Source organism: Pseudomonas sp. FDAARGOS_380 (assembly GCF_002591235.1).
Lineage (GTDB): Bacteria > Pseudomonadota > Gammaproteobacteria > Pseudomonadales > Pseudomonadaceae > Aquipseudomonas > Aquipseudomonas salmasensis.
Genome location: NZ_CP023969.1, coordinates 4,215,705 through 4,229,628 on the forward strand (window position 1 = coordinate 4,215,705; position 13,924 = coordinate 4,229,628).

15 protein-coding genes and 2 pseudogenes are annotated in these 13,924 nt (G+C 58.4%); 12 read left to right on the forward strand and 5 right to left on the reverse strand.

Going from position 1 to position 13,924, the window contains the following annotated elements; all coding sequences use genetic code 11:
* Position 1: 1 nt before the first annotated feature.
* The 9 genes from CRN80_RS19895 (at position 2) to CRN80_RS19930 (ending at position 9,284) form a co-directional block, all read left to right on the forward strand.
* Positions 2–691, forward strand: a complete 690-nt coding sequence (locus tag CRN80_RS19895; protein WP_034117641.1) for a phage tail protein I — start codon at positions 2–4, stop codon at positions 689–691.
* Complete coding sequence (locus CRN80_RS19900; RefSeq protein WP_034117642.1) at positions 688–2,277, forward strand: phage tail protein; 1,590 nt, start codon at positions 688–690, stop codon at positions 2,275–2,277. Before CRN80_RS19895 ends, CRN80_RS19900 begins: the two co-directional genes overlap by 4 nt.
* The gene (locus CRN80_RS30865) at positions 2,274–2,723 is read left to right on the forward strand and encodes a phage tail assembly chaperone (protein WP_138183548.1); all 450 of its coding nucleotides are present in this window, start codon (positions 2,274–2,276) and stop codon (positions 2,721–2,723) included. Before CRN80_RS19900 ends, CRN80_RS30865 begins: the two co-directional genes overlap by 4 nt.
* A gap of 91 nt (positions 2,724–2,814) precedes the next feature.
* Positions 2,815–3,987 carry a phage tail sheath family protein gene (locus CRN80_RS19905; RefSeq protein WP_034117643.1) on the forward strand — a complete coding sequence of 391 codons (1,173 nt, stop codon included), beginning with the start codon at positions 2,815–2,817 and terminating at the stop codon, positions 3,985–3,987.
* A gap of 12 nt (positions 3,988–3,999) precedes the next feature.
* Entirely contained in the window at positions 4,000–4,503 is a 504-nt protein-coding gene (locus tag CRN80_RS19910; RefSeq protein ID WP_098950861.1) for a phage major tail tube protein, read from the forward strand.
* Between the two features lie 12 nt (positions 4,504–4,515).
* The gene (locus CRN80_RS19915) at positions 4,516–4,824 is read left to right on the forward strand and encodes a phage tail assembly protein (protein WP_034117644.1); all 309 of its coding nucleotides are present in this window, start codon (positions 4,516–4,518) and stop codon (positions 4,822–4,824) included.
* 148 nt (positions 4,825–4,972) lie between these two features.
* The gene (locus CRN80_RS19920; protein ID WP_098950862.1) at positions 4,973–8,227 is read left to right on the forward strand and encodes a phage tail tape measure protein; all 3,255 of its coding nucleotides are present in this window, start codon (positions 4,973–4,975) and stop codon (positions 8,225–8,227) included.
* Between the two features lie 9 nt (positions 8,228–8,236).
* Positions 8,237–9,103, forward strand: coding sequence for a phage tail protein (locus CRN80_RS19925; RefSeq protein WP_034117646.1), 867 nt, complete (start codon positions 8,237–8,239; stop codon positions 9,101–9,103).
* Positions 9,078–9,284, forward strand: a complete 207-nt coding sequence (locus CRN80_RS19930) for a tail protein X (RefSeq protein WP_034117647.1) — start codon at positions 9,078–9,080, stop codon at positions 9,282–9,284. Before CRN80_RS19925 ends, CRN80_RS19930 begins: the two co-directional genes overlap by 26 nt.
* On the opposite strand, the gene CRN80_RS19935 is transcribed toward CRN80_RS19930, so the two are convergent.
* Positions 9,281–9,739 (reverse strand): hypothetical protein, encoded by a 459-nt coding sequence (locus CRN80_RS19935; protein WP_034117648.1) that lies wholly within the window; start codon positions 9,737–9,739, stop codon positions 9,281–9,283. The genes CRN80_RS19930 and CRN80_RS19935 overlap by 4 nt on opposite strands.
* A gap of 85 nt (positions 9,740–9,824) precedes the next feature.
* Between CRN80_RS19935 and CRN80_RS19940 the strand changes: the two genes are divergently transcribed.
* Genes CRN80_RS19940 through CRN80_RS19950 form a run of 3 tightly spaced genes read left to right on the forward strand, consistent with a single transcriptional unit; the run spans position 9,825 to position 11,982 of the window.
* Complete coding sequence (locus CRN80_RS19940; RefSeq protein WP_034117649.1) at positions 9,825–10,871, forward strand: phage late control D family protein; 1,047 nt, start codon at positions 9,825–9,827, stop codon at positions 10,869–10,871.
* A 56-nt stretch (positions 10,872–10,927) separates the two neighbouring features.
* A complete protein-coding gene (locus CRN80_RS19945; protein WP_034117650.1) occupies positions 10,928–11,461 on the forward strand; it encodes a glycoside hydrolase family 19 protein in 534 nt (177 codons plus the stop codon).
* Positions 11,458–11,982, forward strand: coding sequence for a lysis system i-spanin subunit Rz (locus tag CRN80_RS19950; protein ID WP_098950863.1), 525 nt, complete (start codon positions 11,458–11,460; stop codon positions 11,980–11,982). Before CRN80_RS19945 ends, CRN80_RS19950 begins: the two co-directional genes overlap by 4 nt.
* Before the next feature lie 153 nt (positions 11,983–12,135).
* Here CRN80_RS19950 and CRN80_RS19955 read toward each other — a convergent pair whose 3' ends face one another.
* The 4 genes and pseudogenes from CRN80_RS19955 to CRN80_RS19970 all read right to left on the reverse strand — a co-directional run bounded on the left by CRN80_RS19955 (position 12,136) and on the right by CRN80_RS19970 (position 13,905).
* Positions 12,136–12,489, reverse strand: coding sequence for a hypothetical protein (locus CRN80_RS19955; protein ID WP_098950864.1), 354 nt, complete (start codon positions 12,487–12,489; stop codon positions 12,136–12,138).
* Between the two features lie 301 nt (positions 12,490–12,790).
* Complete coding sequence (locus CRN80_RS19960) at positions 12,791–12,967, reverse strand: DUF3606 domain-containing protein (protein WP_080753012.1); 177 nt, start codon at positions 12,965–12,967, stop codon at positions 12,791–12,793.
* A 328-nt stretch (positions 12,968–13,295) separates the two neighbouring features.
* Positions 13,296–13,457: pseudogene (locus tag CRN80_RS31815) on the reverse strand (site-specific integrase); the annotation flags it as partial.
* 226 nt (positions 13,458–13,683) lie between these two features.
* A pseudogene (locus CRN80_RS19970) lies at positions 13,684–13,905 on the reverse strand (type II toxin-antitoxin system RelE/ParE family toxin).
* Positions 13,906–13,924 lie beyond the last annotated feature (19 nt).

Here is a 13,924-nt window from a genome sequence, read left to right on the forward strand (position 1 = left end):
CATGCAAAGTCTTCTGCCGCTCAACAGCACGCTTCTGGAGCGCGCCATAGAGGCCGCCACGGACGGTAAGACCGACATACCGTTACGCACGCTCTACAACCCGGACTTGTGTCCGGTTGCGTATCTGCCGCTGCTGGCCTGGGCTTGGTCGGTCGACCGCTGGGACAACAATTGGTCGGAGGCGGTCAAGCGCTCGGTTATACGTTCATCGTTCTTTGTGCATGCCCACAAGGGCACTGTAGGTGCCCTGCGGCGAGTCGTTGAGCCGCTTGGGTACCTGATCGACGTGCAGCACTGGTACGAAACCACGCCCAAGGGGGTGCCGGGCACGTTTGCCCTCAAGGTCGGCGTTTTAGAAACCGGCATTACCGAAGAAATGTATGCCGAGTTGGAAAGGCTGATTGATGACGCAAAGCCGGTAAGTCGGCACCTGACGGGGTTGGCGATCAGCCTCGAAAGCACTGGCGCTATCAACATCTTTGCAAGTGCCTATGACGGTGACGAGATTGATGTTTATCCGCCGGTACTTCGCGACATTGAGACGACCGGTGTTATCGGTGGTGGTGGTCGTGAGCACACCATTGATGACCTTGAAGTTTATCCCCTGACGCCTGCCTTTATTTCGGTCGACTGTTATGTCGGCGTGCCGGGCCGTGAGCATTCCATAGACCTTTTGGATGTATACCCATGATTGATGCTAATTCGCAGTTTTTCGCCATCCTTACGGCGGTGGGGGAGTCCAAGCAAGTTAAAGCCGATGCTGGCTTGATGACTTGGAAGTTAACCCACATGGCTGTGGGCGACGCTAATAACACTGATCCTATACCTGATCGTTTGCAGAAGGTGTTGATCAATGAGCGCCGACGAGCGCCGCTGAACATGCTGGGCCCTGATCCGGCTAACCCCGGCATCCTTGTGGCCGAGCAGATTATCCCGTCCGATGAGGGCGGTTTCTGGATTCGTGAGTTGGGGTTGTTCGACTCGGACGGGGATCTGGTGGCGGTGGCCAACTGCGCGCCGAGCTTCAAGCCGAAGCTTTCCCAGGGCGCCGGCCGAACGCAAACCGTCCGTATGAATTTCATCGTCAAGAGTTCCACTAACGTGGTGCTGAATATCGATCCAGCGGTCGTAACGGCGACGCGCCGGTATGTAGATGAATCTATAGCCGGCGCGATTAGCCGGCTGGACTTCAAGCAGTCGGTATTGGTGGCTACCACGGGGCCGGTGGTGCTGGCTGGCATTCAGGCTATTGATGGTTTTGCGGTGCCTGCGGATTCGCGTGTGCTGGTAAAAGATCAAATTCAGGCGAAAGACAACGGTTTGTACGTGGTTGGGCCTGATAGCTGGGTGCGTACGGTCGATGCTGATACCTCTGAGAAGGTGACGCCTGGCCTTCAGGTGGTAGTAGAGCGAGGAACAGTAAACGCAGATACGTTGTGGACGCTGGCTACAGATGGCGCCATTGTCATAGGTACCACTGCCCTTAAGTTTCGGAAAATTACGGAAGGCTTGGCGCCACTGGATTCGCCAGTTTTAACCGGTGAACCGAAGGCCCCAACACCACAACAATATGACAGGGACGAGTCCATTGCCACTACGAGGTTTGTAGGTGAATCGCAGGGCTCATTTCGTGGGTTGGAGGTTGTCACTACAGCCACGAAAGTACTGACCAACGCGCATATCGGTTTCATGATGGTGTTATCGGGTAATGGATCAATTACCGCAACATTACCCTCCGCTAACTCAGTGCCGCCTGGTGCGTGTATCAGTTTTTTTGTTGACCATGGTTTCCTGACTCCCGACACCATCCGTGTATCGGGGGCTGACATTATCAATGCGGGATTCAATGCGTTTACTTCGTCGGTAACACTCAATAACGGAGACTTTTTAACGCTGACCAGCACGGGTTCTAATACTTGGTGCGCGACAAGTCGCAGTATCAAGATGGAGCAGTCTTCTGATTTTCGGCAGTCAAAAGGTGTGAACGGCTTTCGGTATTTGCCTGGTGGCATGCTCGAGTGCTGGGGCCTGTCAGCTGCAAGCACTGACAAAGTCAACATCACGTTTGCAGAACAGTTTTCTCAACCGCCATTCATTGTTCCCTATGACAGCTCTAACGCTGGCGCGACGCTAATGACTATGTGGCAGGTGACTGCCCCATCAACGACCGGTTTTACCGCTCAGAACATGTGTTCTTTTGTTCGTGGTAGTCCGAACGTCGGCGCATCAACAAGTTCGCAATGTAACTGGCGTGCCTGGGGTTGGGTAAACAAATGAACAGTGAAAAAGAACTGGTAATCACGGTGTATGCAAAATGGGTTGATGAAGACGGGCGATATGCCTTTTCGTCGGCTGATAACGGTGGTGTTGAAATCACTGACGAATACCGTCAAGAGCTTCTTGTCGGTGAAACGAGCGGGCGTAAAATTGCTCCAGATAAAACGGGGAAGCCAGTATTGGTAGACCCGCCGCCGCCATCGCCGGAAGTTCTGGCCGCGCAAGCCAGGCAATGGCGAGACGCTGAGATTGAAAGTGTTAAGTGGTTGCGCGAGCGGCACCGTGACGAAACAGATGCGCAGCGGACCACTACATTAACGGCGAGCCAATCAGGAGAGCTGATTGACTATGTGCAGGCGCTACGTGATTGGCCTACCAGCCGTGATTTTCCTTTGTTGGAATCCCGGCCTCCTAAGCCTGATTGGATCGCCCTGCAAACCAAATAACGCCCCGCACTGTCGGGGCGTTTTTCATTCCCCCGCTTAAACCCTGAAGCCCCGCCAGTGCGGGGCTTTTTCATGTCTGGAGATTGGGCCTATGCCTTCTACAAGTCGTTTTCACGGCGTTACCGTAACGTTGGTCGACACCGGCGCGCGCACTATCGCGCTGCCGTCTTCGTCCATTATCGGCCTGGTGGATACCTTCACCGTGGCGCCGGAATTCTCGGCCCAGCCTGGCGACCTGGTGCTACTGACCCGCGAAAGCGAAGCGGTGGCCGCGTTCGGGCCTGAATCCGCTATCACGCGCGCAGCCAAGGCGATTTTTACTCGCTCCAAAGCCGTGATTGTCGCTTGCGGCGTCGCCAAGCTTGAAGACAAGGCGTTGCAAACCTCGGCCATTATCGGCGGCGTGAAGGCCGATGGTAAGCGTACAGGGCTACAGGCGCTGTTGGACGGTAAGAGCCGATTCAACGCCCAGCCGCGTCTGCTGGTGGCCCCGGGGCATTCCGCCACTCAGGCGGTGGCCACCGCCATGGATGGCTTGGCAACGAAGCTGCGCGCCCTCGCTATCGTTGACGGCCCCAACACCACTGACGAAGCGGCCATGGAGTACGCCAAGAACTTCGGCAGCAAGCGCATCTACATGGTCGATCCGGGTGTTCAGCAGTTCGACACCGTAGCGAGTAAGACCATTGATTCCCCGTCGTCCGCTTGGACTGCGGGGATGTTCGCTTACACCGATGCCGAGTATGGGTTTTGGGCGTCGCCGTCCAACAAGGAATTTGTGGGCCTCACCGGTACCACCCGTCCTATTGAGTTCTTGGACGGTGATGAAACGTGCCGGGCCAACCTGCTCAATAACGCCAATATTGCCACCATCATTCGCGATGACGGCTACCGCCTGTGGGGCAACCGCACGCTTTCCAGTGATGCGAAATGGGCATTCGTTACCCGCGTTCGCACCGTCGATATCGTCATGGACGCGATCCTGGCCGGCCACAAATGGGCAGTGGATCGCAGCATTACCAAGACCTACATCAGTGACGTGACCGAAGGGCTTCAAGCGTTCATGCGTGACCTGAAAAATCAGGGCGCAGTGATCAACTTCGAGGTTTACGCGGATACCGAACTGAACACGGCCAGCCAGCTGGAACAAGGAAAGGTATTTTGGAACATCCGGTTTACCGATGTGCCGCCGGCTGAAAACCCTAACTTCCGCGTTGAAGTCACCAACCAATGGTTGACCGAAGTCCTCGACACTGCCGCCTAAGGAGGCCGCTAAATGATTCCTGAAGTATTGGTGAATACCAACCTGTTCGTGGACGGCATCAGCTTTTCCGGTGACGTGCCAAGCATGACCCTCCCCAAGATCGTAGTGAAGACTGACGAATATCGCGGCGGCGGTATGGGCGGCTCCATCGAAATGGATATGGGCCTGGAGAAGATGGAGGCCGGCTTCGTCACGACCGGCGTCCGCCGCGAGTCCATGAAGTTCGTGGGGCTCGCTGATCAGACCGCATGCAATACGGTATTCCGTGGGGCATTCAAAGGTCAGAAAGGCCGCATTACGCCAGTCGTTGCAACCGTTCGGGGCATGCTCAAAGAGTTGGATTTGGGCGACTGGAAGGCTGGTGAAAAGGCCGAGCTTAAACACTCGATTGCCGTCACCTACTACAAGTTGGAAATCGACGGCCGGGTGATGTACGAAATCGACCCTGTGGCCTGTGTCCGCGTTATCAACGGTGTTGACCAGTACGCAGCGATGCGCACCGCCCTGGCCCTTTAAGGATTTAAGAACATGAAAGTAACCAACCCGAATGCATTGCCCGAGTGGCTGGAACTGTCCGCAGAAGGCGCCGTGGTGACGCTCAAGTATCCGCTTGAGGTCGACGGCATGAAGCGCGACAAGATCGCGATGCGCGCGCCGTGCTTGCGCGACCTGCGCGCCGCCAGTGCCACCGCTAACGGCGATCAGGAGCAGCTGGAAGTTAACCTGCTGTGTAGCCTTACCCAAATCGGGGACAAGGACTTGGGGGCTATCAAAACGGTCGACTACAAGCGCCTTCAGGAAGGCTATTTTCGCCTGGATAACGAAGTCGGGGTGTGACGCCGGGCAATTGAAAATGATGGCCAAACGCTTGGCGGCCGAGTTGCATTTTTCGGCCGCTGAGCTGTTGGACATGCCGGCTTCAGACATGGTGTGGTGGCTCACGGATTGAGCCGCTATCGAGCCACCCGATGCATAGGGCAAGCACATGGCAAGCAAATTAGCGCTTGGTATCGTCATTGGTGGGGCTGTCAGCTCCACCGTGGGTTCGGCGTTCAAGGACGTTGAAAGCCGCATAAAGCGCCTGGAGGCGACTGGGGCAAAAGCCCGGGTTCTTCAAAACACCATTGGCGACACGATCCGGCTTCGTGAGGAATGGCGCAAGGCGCACCTGGCGGGGGAGAAGGGCGCAAGCACGCTACTGACCAAGCTCGATGCCAACCTGGCCAGCCTCAAGAAACAGGGCATCGAGGTCGGCCGGTTGGAAAAGGCCTATCAGACGTTGGGCCGTACGGCGCGCAAGGCCGAGCTGAAAGCGTTGGGCCACCAGCAAATCCAGGCCGGCCGCGAGGGCATGAAAAGCACTGTCGGCCAGGCGGTGGGGTTTTCGGCTGCTGTGGCGGTGCCTACGAAGGTCAGCGCTGACTATGGCGCAATCATTCGGGATATTGCGATCAAGGCGGGCATTGCTAATGCCCCGCAAGAAAAGCAAATGTCCCAAACCATTTTGCAGACCTCCCGTGATGCGGGAATGGGACTCAATGAAGTAGCGCAGGTGGTGAACTCCCTGGTTGGGGCGGGCATGGATCTGGCTGAGGCGCTGTCATATGCGCCTACGGCTGCCAAGTTCGTCGTGGGCCAGGGGGCGGGAGCTGAAGACACCGCCAAGATGATTAACGCCCTGGGGCAGAACGCCAAAATCACCGACCCCAAGGTCATGCAACAAGCCCTTGAGGCTATCGCCTATCAGGGCCAGGCCGGCAGCTTTGAAGCCAGCGACATGGCGCGATGGGCGCCGGAAATGCTGGCAGGCATGGGCAAGCTGGGCATTACCGGCATGGACGCCGTGACGCAGCTGGGCGCCATGCTGCAAGTGCAAATGAAAACTGCAGGTGGTGCCGATGAGGCGGCCAACAACCTGAAAAACTGGATGGAGAAAATCGGCGCCCGCGATACCGTCACGGCCTACAAAAAGGCCGGGATCGACTATCAGGGTTCCATGCAGACAGGGCTGCAAAAGGGCATGTCGACGCTGGAGGCGAGCTTGGCGCTTGCCCAGCGCTACGTTGCGGCGACGGACCCGGCGAAAGCCAAGGCAATGGCCGAGGCTACTGCAAAGATCAACAAGGAGACCGACCCGGTAAAAGCCAAGGCAATGATTGACTCTTTGGAGCAGGCATTGCGAACCGGCGATATTTTTGCCGACATGCAAGTGAAAGCCGCCCTCACGGCTTACACGCAGAACAAAGCGCTATACGAACAGCTTAAGAACGACTCCAAGTCAGCCACGGGCATTCTGGATAAGAACTTGGCCGAGCGCCGAGAGGCGTCCGCGCAGAAGTGGGCCGAGATGGCGCAGAGCATGGACGACTCTATGCGCATGATTGGCGACGCTATCCGCCCAATGACGGACGGTGTAGCGGATGGCCTGGCCTGGGTTGGGCGAGGGCTTAGCTCGCTGGGCGATGAGTCGCCCAAGGTGGTTTCCAGCGTCGCCGCGATCACTGCCGGGCTTATCGGGTTTCGGGGTGTTGTAAACAGCGTGAAAATCGGCCGGGGGCTGCTGAATATCGCCCGTGGCGGCCTGCGCGGCGGCGATCCAAACATTCCCCAGCGCGTAATCGTCACCAACATGCAGGCCGGGGGGCTTGATGGGCCGGGCATGGATGCCGGCGACAGTAAGCGCCGCAAGAAAACAAAGAAGGGCAAGCCACCTTCGGCAGCGGCACGGGCGGCAGCAGCTGCGCCTACTGCTGCCCCGGGTTCGGCTCGCCCTGCACCAGTGCGCCAGGGCATGGGCATGGGCATGAATACCGGCGGCATGGTCAAGGGCACGGCGGTGTTTGCGGCGGTCGACTCGCTGTTGATGGCCAAGGATACCTATGACCACGCCGAAACCCGCGATGAAATGGCTGAGGGTTACGGTGAGGCGGCGGGCAATTTAGCCGGCGCCTTGGCCGGTGCAGCAGCCGGCGCGGCCATCGGTTCGATGGTGCCGGTGATTGGTACCGTGGTGGGTGGCCTGATCGGGGCTTACTTGGGTAGTACCGGTGGCCAGGCCCTGGGCGGGTATGCCGGCAAGGCCATGTTTGGCAGTGACCCGGCAACGAAGGTAGTGCCGGTGGCCGGTCCGCTGATGATGGCCGATGCCGGCAAGAATATCCCGCCGGTGCTGGGGGATATTGCCGCGTCATTCAAAGCGCCGCCGAAAGTGGCCCCGCCGGTGCCGTTGATGCTTCTGCGGCCCTCGGTGGCGGCACCCGGACCGACATCGAGGCCGGAAGCCGTTACGCCTTCAGGCCGTAACGCGGCGCCTGTGACACTGGCGCCGGCGTCGGTGCCGGTCGTTCCTGGGCGTGATGCTGCGCCTGTTCAGCCTTTGGGGCCGGTTGTCCAGGCAATGGCGCCGCCGGCGACGGTGCAGGTTGTTCCTGGGCGTGATGCTGCGCCTGTTCGGCCTTTGGCGCCGGTTGTCCAGGCGATGGCGCCGCCGGCGACGGTGCAAGTTGTTCCTGGGCGCGACGCTGCGCCTGTTCAGCCTTTGGCGCCGGTTGTCCAGGCGATGGCGCCGCCGGCGACGGTGCAAGTTGTTCCTGGGCGCGACGCTGGGCCTGTTCAGCCTTTGGCGCCGGTTGTCCAGGCAATGGCGCCGCCGGCGCCGGTGCAGGTTGTTCCTGGGCGTGATGCTGCGCCTGTTCAGCCGATGCCGCCGGCAGATGCGCCGGCGGGGCCGCTACGTGCTGCCCCAGGGCGTGAAGCTGCGCCAGTCCTAGCGCTTGCTCCGGTTGTGCGTGTAACCGCACCGGCCGCACCTGGCGGGCCGCCAGAGCGCCGTAACAGGGCACCACTGCTGTTTCCGGTTCCCTTGGCTGTACCTGCCAGCGGGCGCAAGGGGGAAGCACCGGCGCCGGCTTTGATGCCTGATCGTGTTCTTGATGGGCAGGGCGTTACGCGTAACGGTCCTGGGTCTGAGGTTGGCGATCTGGTTAGAGCGCTGGCCCAGGCGCCGGTCGTTAAGCCTGGTGCGGCACTGCCTAAGCCGGTGCCACCGGTGAAGCCAGAGCGGGCGAAGTTTGAGCAGGTGGTGCATGTGGCGGCGCCGTTCCATTTGACCGTGAAAGGGGATGTGAAAGACCCCCAGCAGCTGGCCCGGGAAATTGAGCCGTACTTGCAAAACCATCGGCAAGAAATCAACCGTCAGCTTTCAAGTGCAAGCCTTTTTGATGAGCCTCATGTGGGGTAAGGGGGGGACGTGGACAAAGACACGAAAGACCCGGGTTATTTAGATCAGCTTCAGGCCGGGCTTAAGTACCTGGCCACGACTGGAGAGGCTGGCAGGCGTAGCCTTGATGGGATGATGGGGCCCCTTAATGGGGCTATTGGCGAAATCACCGGCGCGGCGTCTGAGCTGGAGGCGCTGCCAGTGATTGGCCCGGCCGTGGGTGAAAAGCTTCAGCGCGTGATGCGCGGTGTGAACGCAGCCCAGGCAAAGGCTGGCACAGTGTTGGAAACCTATAACAAGGCTTCCCGCGCCATGTCGCAAATTGACGAACGCATGGGAGTGCTGAAAGAGCAAACCGCGAAGGCCGGGGCGGCGATCAACAAAATTGCCGGCAAGGTCAGTCCATCGCTGGCCAACATCTTCCCCACGGGGGCGTTTGCCACCAACGCGACGCCGGCGCCGGAGGCGGTTAAGCCGTTCCCGCACCTGCTGATTATCCAGCCGCTAGACCCCAAGGCGGAACCGTACTTCTTCAACTTGGATACGGCGGCCTTTGATGAGCTGCGGCGGTCTACAGAATTCCGCTGGGCTTCGCAGGAGCGTTTAAGCCGGCGGCCGGCACAGCAAGCCGTGGGCATGGGCGATGAGAAAATGACGCTTAAGGGTGCCATTTTTCCGGGCTTCAAGGGGGGATTAAAGCAGCTGGACACGCTGCGCCGTATTGGTTCGCGCCTTCTGCCTTTGGGGTTGACCACCGGTTATGGCCACGTCCTGGGCAATTGGTGCCTCAAGAGCATTGAGGAAGAACAAAGCGCGCTGCTGCAAGGCGGCATCCCGCGCAAGCAGGGGTTTACTTTGGAGTTTGTGCGCTATGGCGACGACATGCAGAACGGTTGATGGGGATCTGTTGGACACCATTTGCCATAACTTCTACGGCCACCTCAACGGCACCATGGAAGCCGTGCTAGACGCCAATCAGGGCCTTGCCGACGAGGTGCAGCCTTACCGCGTCGGCGTGGTCATTGTGCTGCCTGACCTGCCGGCCGCGCGGGAAGAAGTCGTGATGTTGTGGGACTAGCCTTGGTCCGCCGCTTCCCGGCATTCCGTTTCGGCCTTGGCGTAGCTGTCGAACGCGCTATCGAAGCGTTTGGCATCGTTGGCTATCAGCCCTTGCCAGGCTGATGCAGCGTCTATAGCAGCCTCATTGCACTTGTGGAAGGGCGTAAACAGCACGCCGAACCGTTGCGCTTCGTCCTCGAGCGCGGCCAGCGCTTGAGCCTGGCGGCGCTGTTGGGTCGGATCGGCCTGCGAGCTTCTGAGTTGTTCCATGCCCTTCTCTACAGTTGCACTCAACCGCTCGATAAAGGCCAGGGCCTGGCCCGCTGTGGGCGCCGTGGCGGCCGGTCTCGGTTCGCTGGGCGCCTGGCTGGTCGTTGGGTCGGGCTCGCCCAGGTCAATAATCCTGAGCTTTTCCTGGCCGATGGCGGGCAGGGCGGCCCAGGCGAGTAAGCCCACTAGGCAAATCCGTTTCATCCATTCATTCCTTACTGGCTGATTGATCAGCCGCAAATTCTATAGCGGCCAGGCCCTGAGTCTATCCGTCATTCGGGATCGCCCAATGAAACCAACTTTTCGCATCGTCGCGGACGGCGCTGATATTACCGCCATGATTAACGATCGGCTTTTGCTTTTGCGCACTTCGGACAAGCCCGGGATGGACTCGGACGAGTTTGAATTGCGCATTGATGACCGTGACGGCGTGGTCTCGCTACCGGCGCGCGGTGCCGGCATTGAGATTTACCTGGGGTATGTCGGCAGCGGTTTGGCCCGGCTGGGCCGTTATGTCGTGGATGAGGTGGAGTTGTCCGGCCCGCCGGACACCTTGGTAATCAGGGGCAAGGCCAGCGACATGCGCGGGAGCGGGAAGACCATTCGCAACGGCAGTTGGGAAAACGTGCCGCTGTCGGAAATCGTGCGCGATATCGCAGCCAGGAACGGCTGGCAGGCCGCATGTTCGGTCGCCACGAAAGTGCCGAGGACAGACCAGCTGAGCGAGTCGGATTTTAATTTCATCACGCGCTTGGCCAAGCAATACGACTGTACAGCAAAGGTCGGTGACGGAAAGCTGGTAGTCATGCCCCGGCAGGGCGGGCAAAGCGCGAGCGGCAAAGCCTTGGGCGTCGTTACCGTAACGCGCAGCGATGTAAGCCGCTGGCAGTTCCGGCTTGGCGACCGTAGCACCCACAAAGCCGTAGCAACCAAGCACCAAGACAAGGCCACCGGAAAGCTTTCGATTGTCACCCTGGACAACGAGGACGCCCCGGGCGGCCTGCCCCCGGTTCACACGGACCGGCATATCTACCCCAACAAAAGCGCCGCTGAGCAAGCGGCCAAAGCCCGGCTTGCCGCCTTCAACCGTTCTACCGCCGGCGTGCGCCTGGAAATGCCAGGGCGCACTGATCTATTTGCTGAACGGCAACTTAACGCCCAGGGCTTCAAGGTGGGCTTGGATGGTGAGTACCTGGTGGATTCGGTGGAACAGGTTTTCACCCAATCCGGCTGGAGTACGACCGTTGAATGCAATGGCGGGAAAAAGGGTAAGGCCACCGCCAAGGGCAAGAAAAAGAAGAAGGAAGAAGGCCCCGGCAAGGTTGTAAACCTTTGACCCGGGGTTGTTGCCAATGATGCCCGCAACGCGGGTTTATCCTGTTAGGAGTCTGTATGTCGATCACCCAGCTGCAATTGCTGCAAATCCTCCCGAACGCCCGCCCAGTTGCGGGCGTTTTTGTTTCTGTGTTGAACACAGCTATGAGTCGCTACGGAATCATCGGCCAACTGCGTGTCGCCGCGTTTATTGCCCAGGTCGGGCATGAGTCGGCACAGTTGCGTCATGTGCGTGAAATTTGGGGCCCCACGGCGCAGCAGGCCGGATATGAAGGCCGTTCTGACCTAGGCAATACCGTGAAGGGAGATGGCTCAAAGTACCGTGGACGCGGGCTGATCCAAGTTACTGGCCGGGCGAACTATGCCGCCTGTGGCGAAGCCTTGGGCCTGGACCTGATCACTCGTCCCGATCTGCTGGAGCTGCCACAGCACGCCACGATGTCGGCGGCGTGGTTCTGGTCCACCCGAGGGTTGAACACTCTTGCGGATCAGGGGCAGTTCGTGAAGATCACCAGACGCATCAACGGTGGGCTCACTGGTCAGGACGACCGCCAGGCGCTGTACGACAAAGCGCTGAAGGTGCTGGCATGACCCCGGTGCAGAAGCTGGCTGGCCTGGCGGTGCTAATTCTGGTGCTGATGGCCAGCGCCGCAGGCGTCACCTGGAGGGTTCAGGACTGGCGAATGGGGAGGCAACTGTCTGAACAGCTATCCGTGCAGACCGCCGCGCACCAGGGGCAGCTCGACGTCATCACCAACGAGGCCTGGCGACAGCAGAAAGCCGAGCAGGATAAACGCCTGACCCTCGAGCAGCGCTTGGCCGAATCCGACCAACAACACACCAAGGAATTATTCGATGCCCAACGCAATCAGGCTCGCCTGCGTGATCGCCTTGCCACTGCTGATGTCCGGCTGTCAGTCCTCATCGAGGATTCAGCCAGTAGCTGCAACGTGCCTACCACCCCCGGCGCCGCCGGCGTGGTTCATGCAGGCCGTCGAGCCCAACTTGACCCAGCGCATGCTCAAAGAATTATCCGCATCACCGACGACGGCGATAACGCCCTGATTGCCTTGCGTGCGTGCCAGGCGTACGTCAGAGGGATTGCGCATTGAGGCAACTGAACTAGTCTCTGTAGGTGCGTTCGTATTGGGCTCAATGAACTATTGATAGGGCGAAATGGATAGGAGGCTTGCAGGTCTCTCGTTTCTGCTGACGCTCGGCTGGGTTGCCGCCGTGGCTTTCGTCATGTGGTATTTCTCAAAGCCTTAGGCTAATGGCTGCTTGTACACGCTAAGCTCAACCAGCAGTCGCTGATTCTCCCTGAGCAAATGGTCGCGCTGCCCGGTGATAATCTTCACGCTTTGCACCGAGGCAAACGAGTACTGCTCTTCCAGCGTGCTGACCTTTTCAAGTGCCTCAGCGAGCTTTGCTTCTGTCTCGGCCTTTCCAGTCATCAGCAGGTCATTCATCTGCACCAAGCCAGCGATATTCGCCCGCGCTCGACGCAGCATACGCTCAGTCTCCACCAGCTCATCCACGAGGATTGAGCACTGGTGTTGGTACATCTCCAGTGGAGTGGGGCAACCGAGCCAATCTTCGGTGTCCATGTCAACGCTCATAGCAAAACCTCAAATACTGTATGTGCGTACAGTAATCGAGGTTTTGACGTGACGCGATTTGAGCCGACGAGCTGTAGAGGATTTGGGTTTGGTGTTCGGTCGGCAGGACGCCGGGGGAGGGGAACCACTGTAGGAATATACAACGCTAAGTCATTGATTCTTATAGAGTTTAAGGGTCGCTTTTACTCGCTCATAAATTGGTGCTTTTGTCATTTGGATCAATAGGTTACCGGCGTTCCGGGGTCACCTTGACATGGTGGTTGCCAAAAGCCCCGCGCTCGGCGCAGGGCAGAGAAGCTTTTTACTTTCCGAGTTTCTTACGGACGTCGACTACCATCGGTCCAACCGCCTTAACGGCGGCCTTCAACTGCTCTTCGGTCACGCCAAACTCTTTAGTCCAGTACTTGAGTTCCCAAGCTTCGGACGTGTTCACTCGCGCCCGGTCTTGCGGTCCACGGTTGTGCAGATCATCGGCCATCTTCATATTCCTTTTTTGGGGCCTGGGGCAGTCCAAGCCAATCCAGCATAGACCATTAATAGGAATCGGTAGGCTGGCAGCGTTTCCGCGCAAAACCTACGCTACAGGCCACGGTTTACCGTTTGCATAAGCACAAAAATGCGGATGATTTGGCGCCAGGAATAGGGGGGTTATTCCTTATAAAACAATAGGTTAGTGAGCTAAAGCCCCCAGCATGGGGTGCTAGGGGTCGAGTGTTCGAATCACTCCGTCCCGACCATATTATTCAGTGACTTAGCCGAACTCTAACCAGTTCGGCTTTTTCATGCGTAGGGACTTTTGCGGGGAATCATCCCGACTTCCTCCTCAAGAGGCTCAGCGCTGGCCCGCGAGAGTCAGTTGCTGACACTTTGTTCGCAGCCTCAATCAGATGCTGCAGCTCCGGCGTAGAATAGTGGCTGGTGATGCTGCCGTTCTTGTGGCCCAAAAAAGCCTCGCGGTTCTCCTCGGTTGTCCGCCGCTCTCATTCACACCTTCTTTACTAGCTAAAAAAAGGCAAAATTTTGAAGGTGAAACTGCGCAGGGTTCAATCCTTGGCCGGTGAGCAGTTCAAGGCCGAGTACATCGTCATTAAGATCCTTGAGCACCGAAAGGCGATAGATCGGTTACCAATAAGTTTCCAGCGCAACCTGGCTTGAAGACAAAGCCCGCTAGCGAGCCGGCCTCCTCGCAGTTATCTACCGTTTCGCTGCCTGCTCGTACACGGAGCTGCGTTCGCGTTTTCCGACGGCCAGAACCAAGATGACAATCCGCTCATCCTCAACGCGGTATACCAGCCGGTAGCCGGCGCCGGGTAATTTGATCTTGTAACAATCTTTCATACCGTGAAGCGCATCACTTGGCACTCGCGGTCCGGCCTGTCGCTCCTGAAGCTTTTACAGAAACTGGAGACGTATCATACCGTCGAGTTTTCGCAGT

Coding starts and splice junctions, on each gene's coding strand:
- CRN80_RS19930 (WP_034117647.1), top strand. CDS start 9,078: ATGGCGACGACATGCAGAACGGTTGATGGGGATCTGTTGGACACCATT.
- CRN80_RS19945 (WP_034117650.1), top strand. CDS start 10,928: ATGTCGATCACCCAGCTGCAATTGCTGCAAATCCTCCCGAACGCCCGC.
- CRN80_RS19955 (WP_098950864.1), bottom strand. CDS start 12,489: ATGAGCGTTGACATGGACACCGAAGATTGGCTCGGTTGCCCCACTCCA.
- CRN80_RS19905 (WP_034117643.1), top strand. CDS start 2,815: ATGCCTTCTACAAGTCGTTTTCACGGCGTTACCGTAACGTTGGTCGAC.
- CRN80_RS19895 (WP_034117641.1), top strand. CDS start 2: ATGCAAAGTCTTCTGCCGCTCAACAGCACGCTTCTGGAGCGCGCCATA.
- CRN80_RS19915 (WP_034117644.1), top strand. CDS start 4,516: ATGAAAGTAACCAACCCGAATGCATTGCCCGAGTGGCTGGAACTGTCC.
- CRN80_RS19940 (WP_034117649.1), top strand. CDS start 9,825: ATGAAACCAACTTTTCGCATCGTCGCGGACGGCGCTGATATTACCGCC.
- CRN80_RS19935 (WP_034117648.1), bottom strand. CDS start 9,739: ATGAAACGGATTTGCCTAGTGGGCTTACTCGCCTGGGCCGCCCTGCCC.
- CRN80_RS19960 (WP_080753012.1), bottom strand. CDS start 12,967: ATGGCCGATGATCTGCACAACCGTGGACCGCAAGACCGGGCGCGAGTG.
- CRN80_RS30865 (WP_138183548.1), top strand. CDS start 2,274: ATGAACAGTGAAAAAGAACTGGTAATCACGGTGTATGCAAAATGGGTT.
- CRN80_RS19920 (WP_098950862.1), top strand. CDS start 4,973: ATGGCAAGCAAATTAGCGCTTGGTATCGTCATTGGTGGGGCTGTCAGC.
- CRN80_RS19900 (WP_034117642.1), top strand. CDS start 688: ATGATTGATGCTAATTCGCAGTTTTTCGCCATCCTTACGGCGGTGGGG.
- CRN80_RS19950 (WP_098950863.1), top strand. CDS start 11,458: ATGACCCCGGTGCAGAAGCTGGCTGGCCTGGCGGTGCTAATTCTGGTG.
- CRN80_RS19910 (WP_098950861.1), top strand. CDS start 4,000: ATGATTCCTGAAGTATTGGTGAATACCAACCTGTTCGTGGACGGCATC.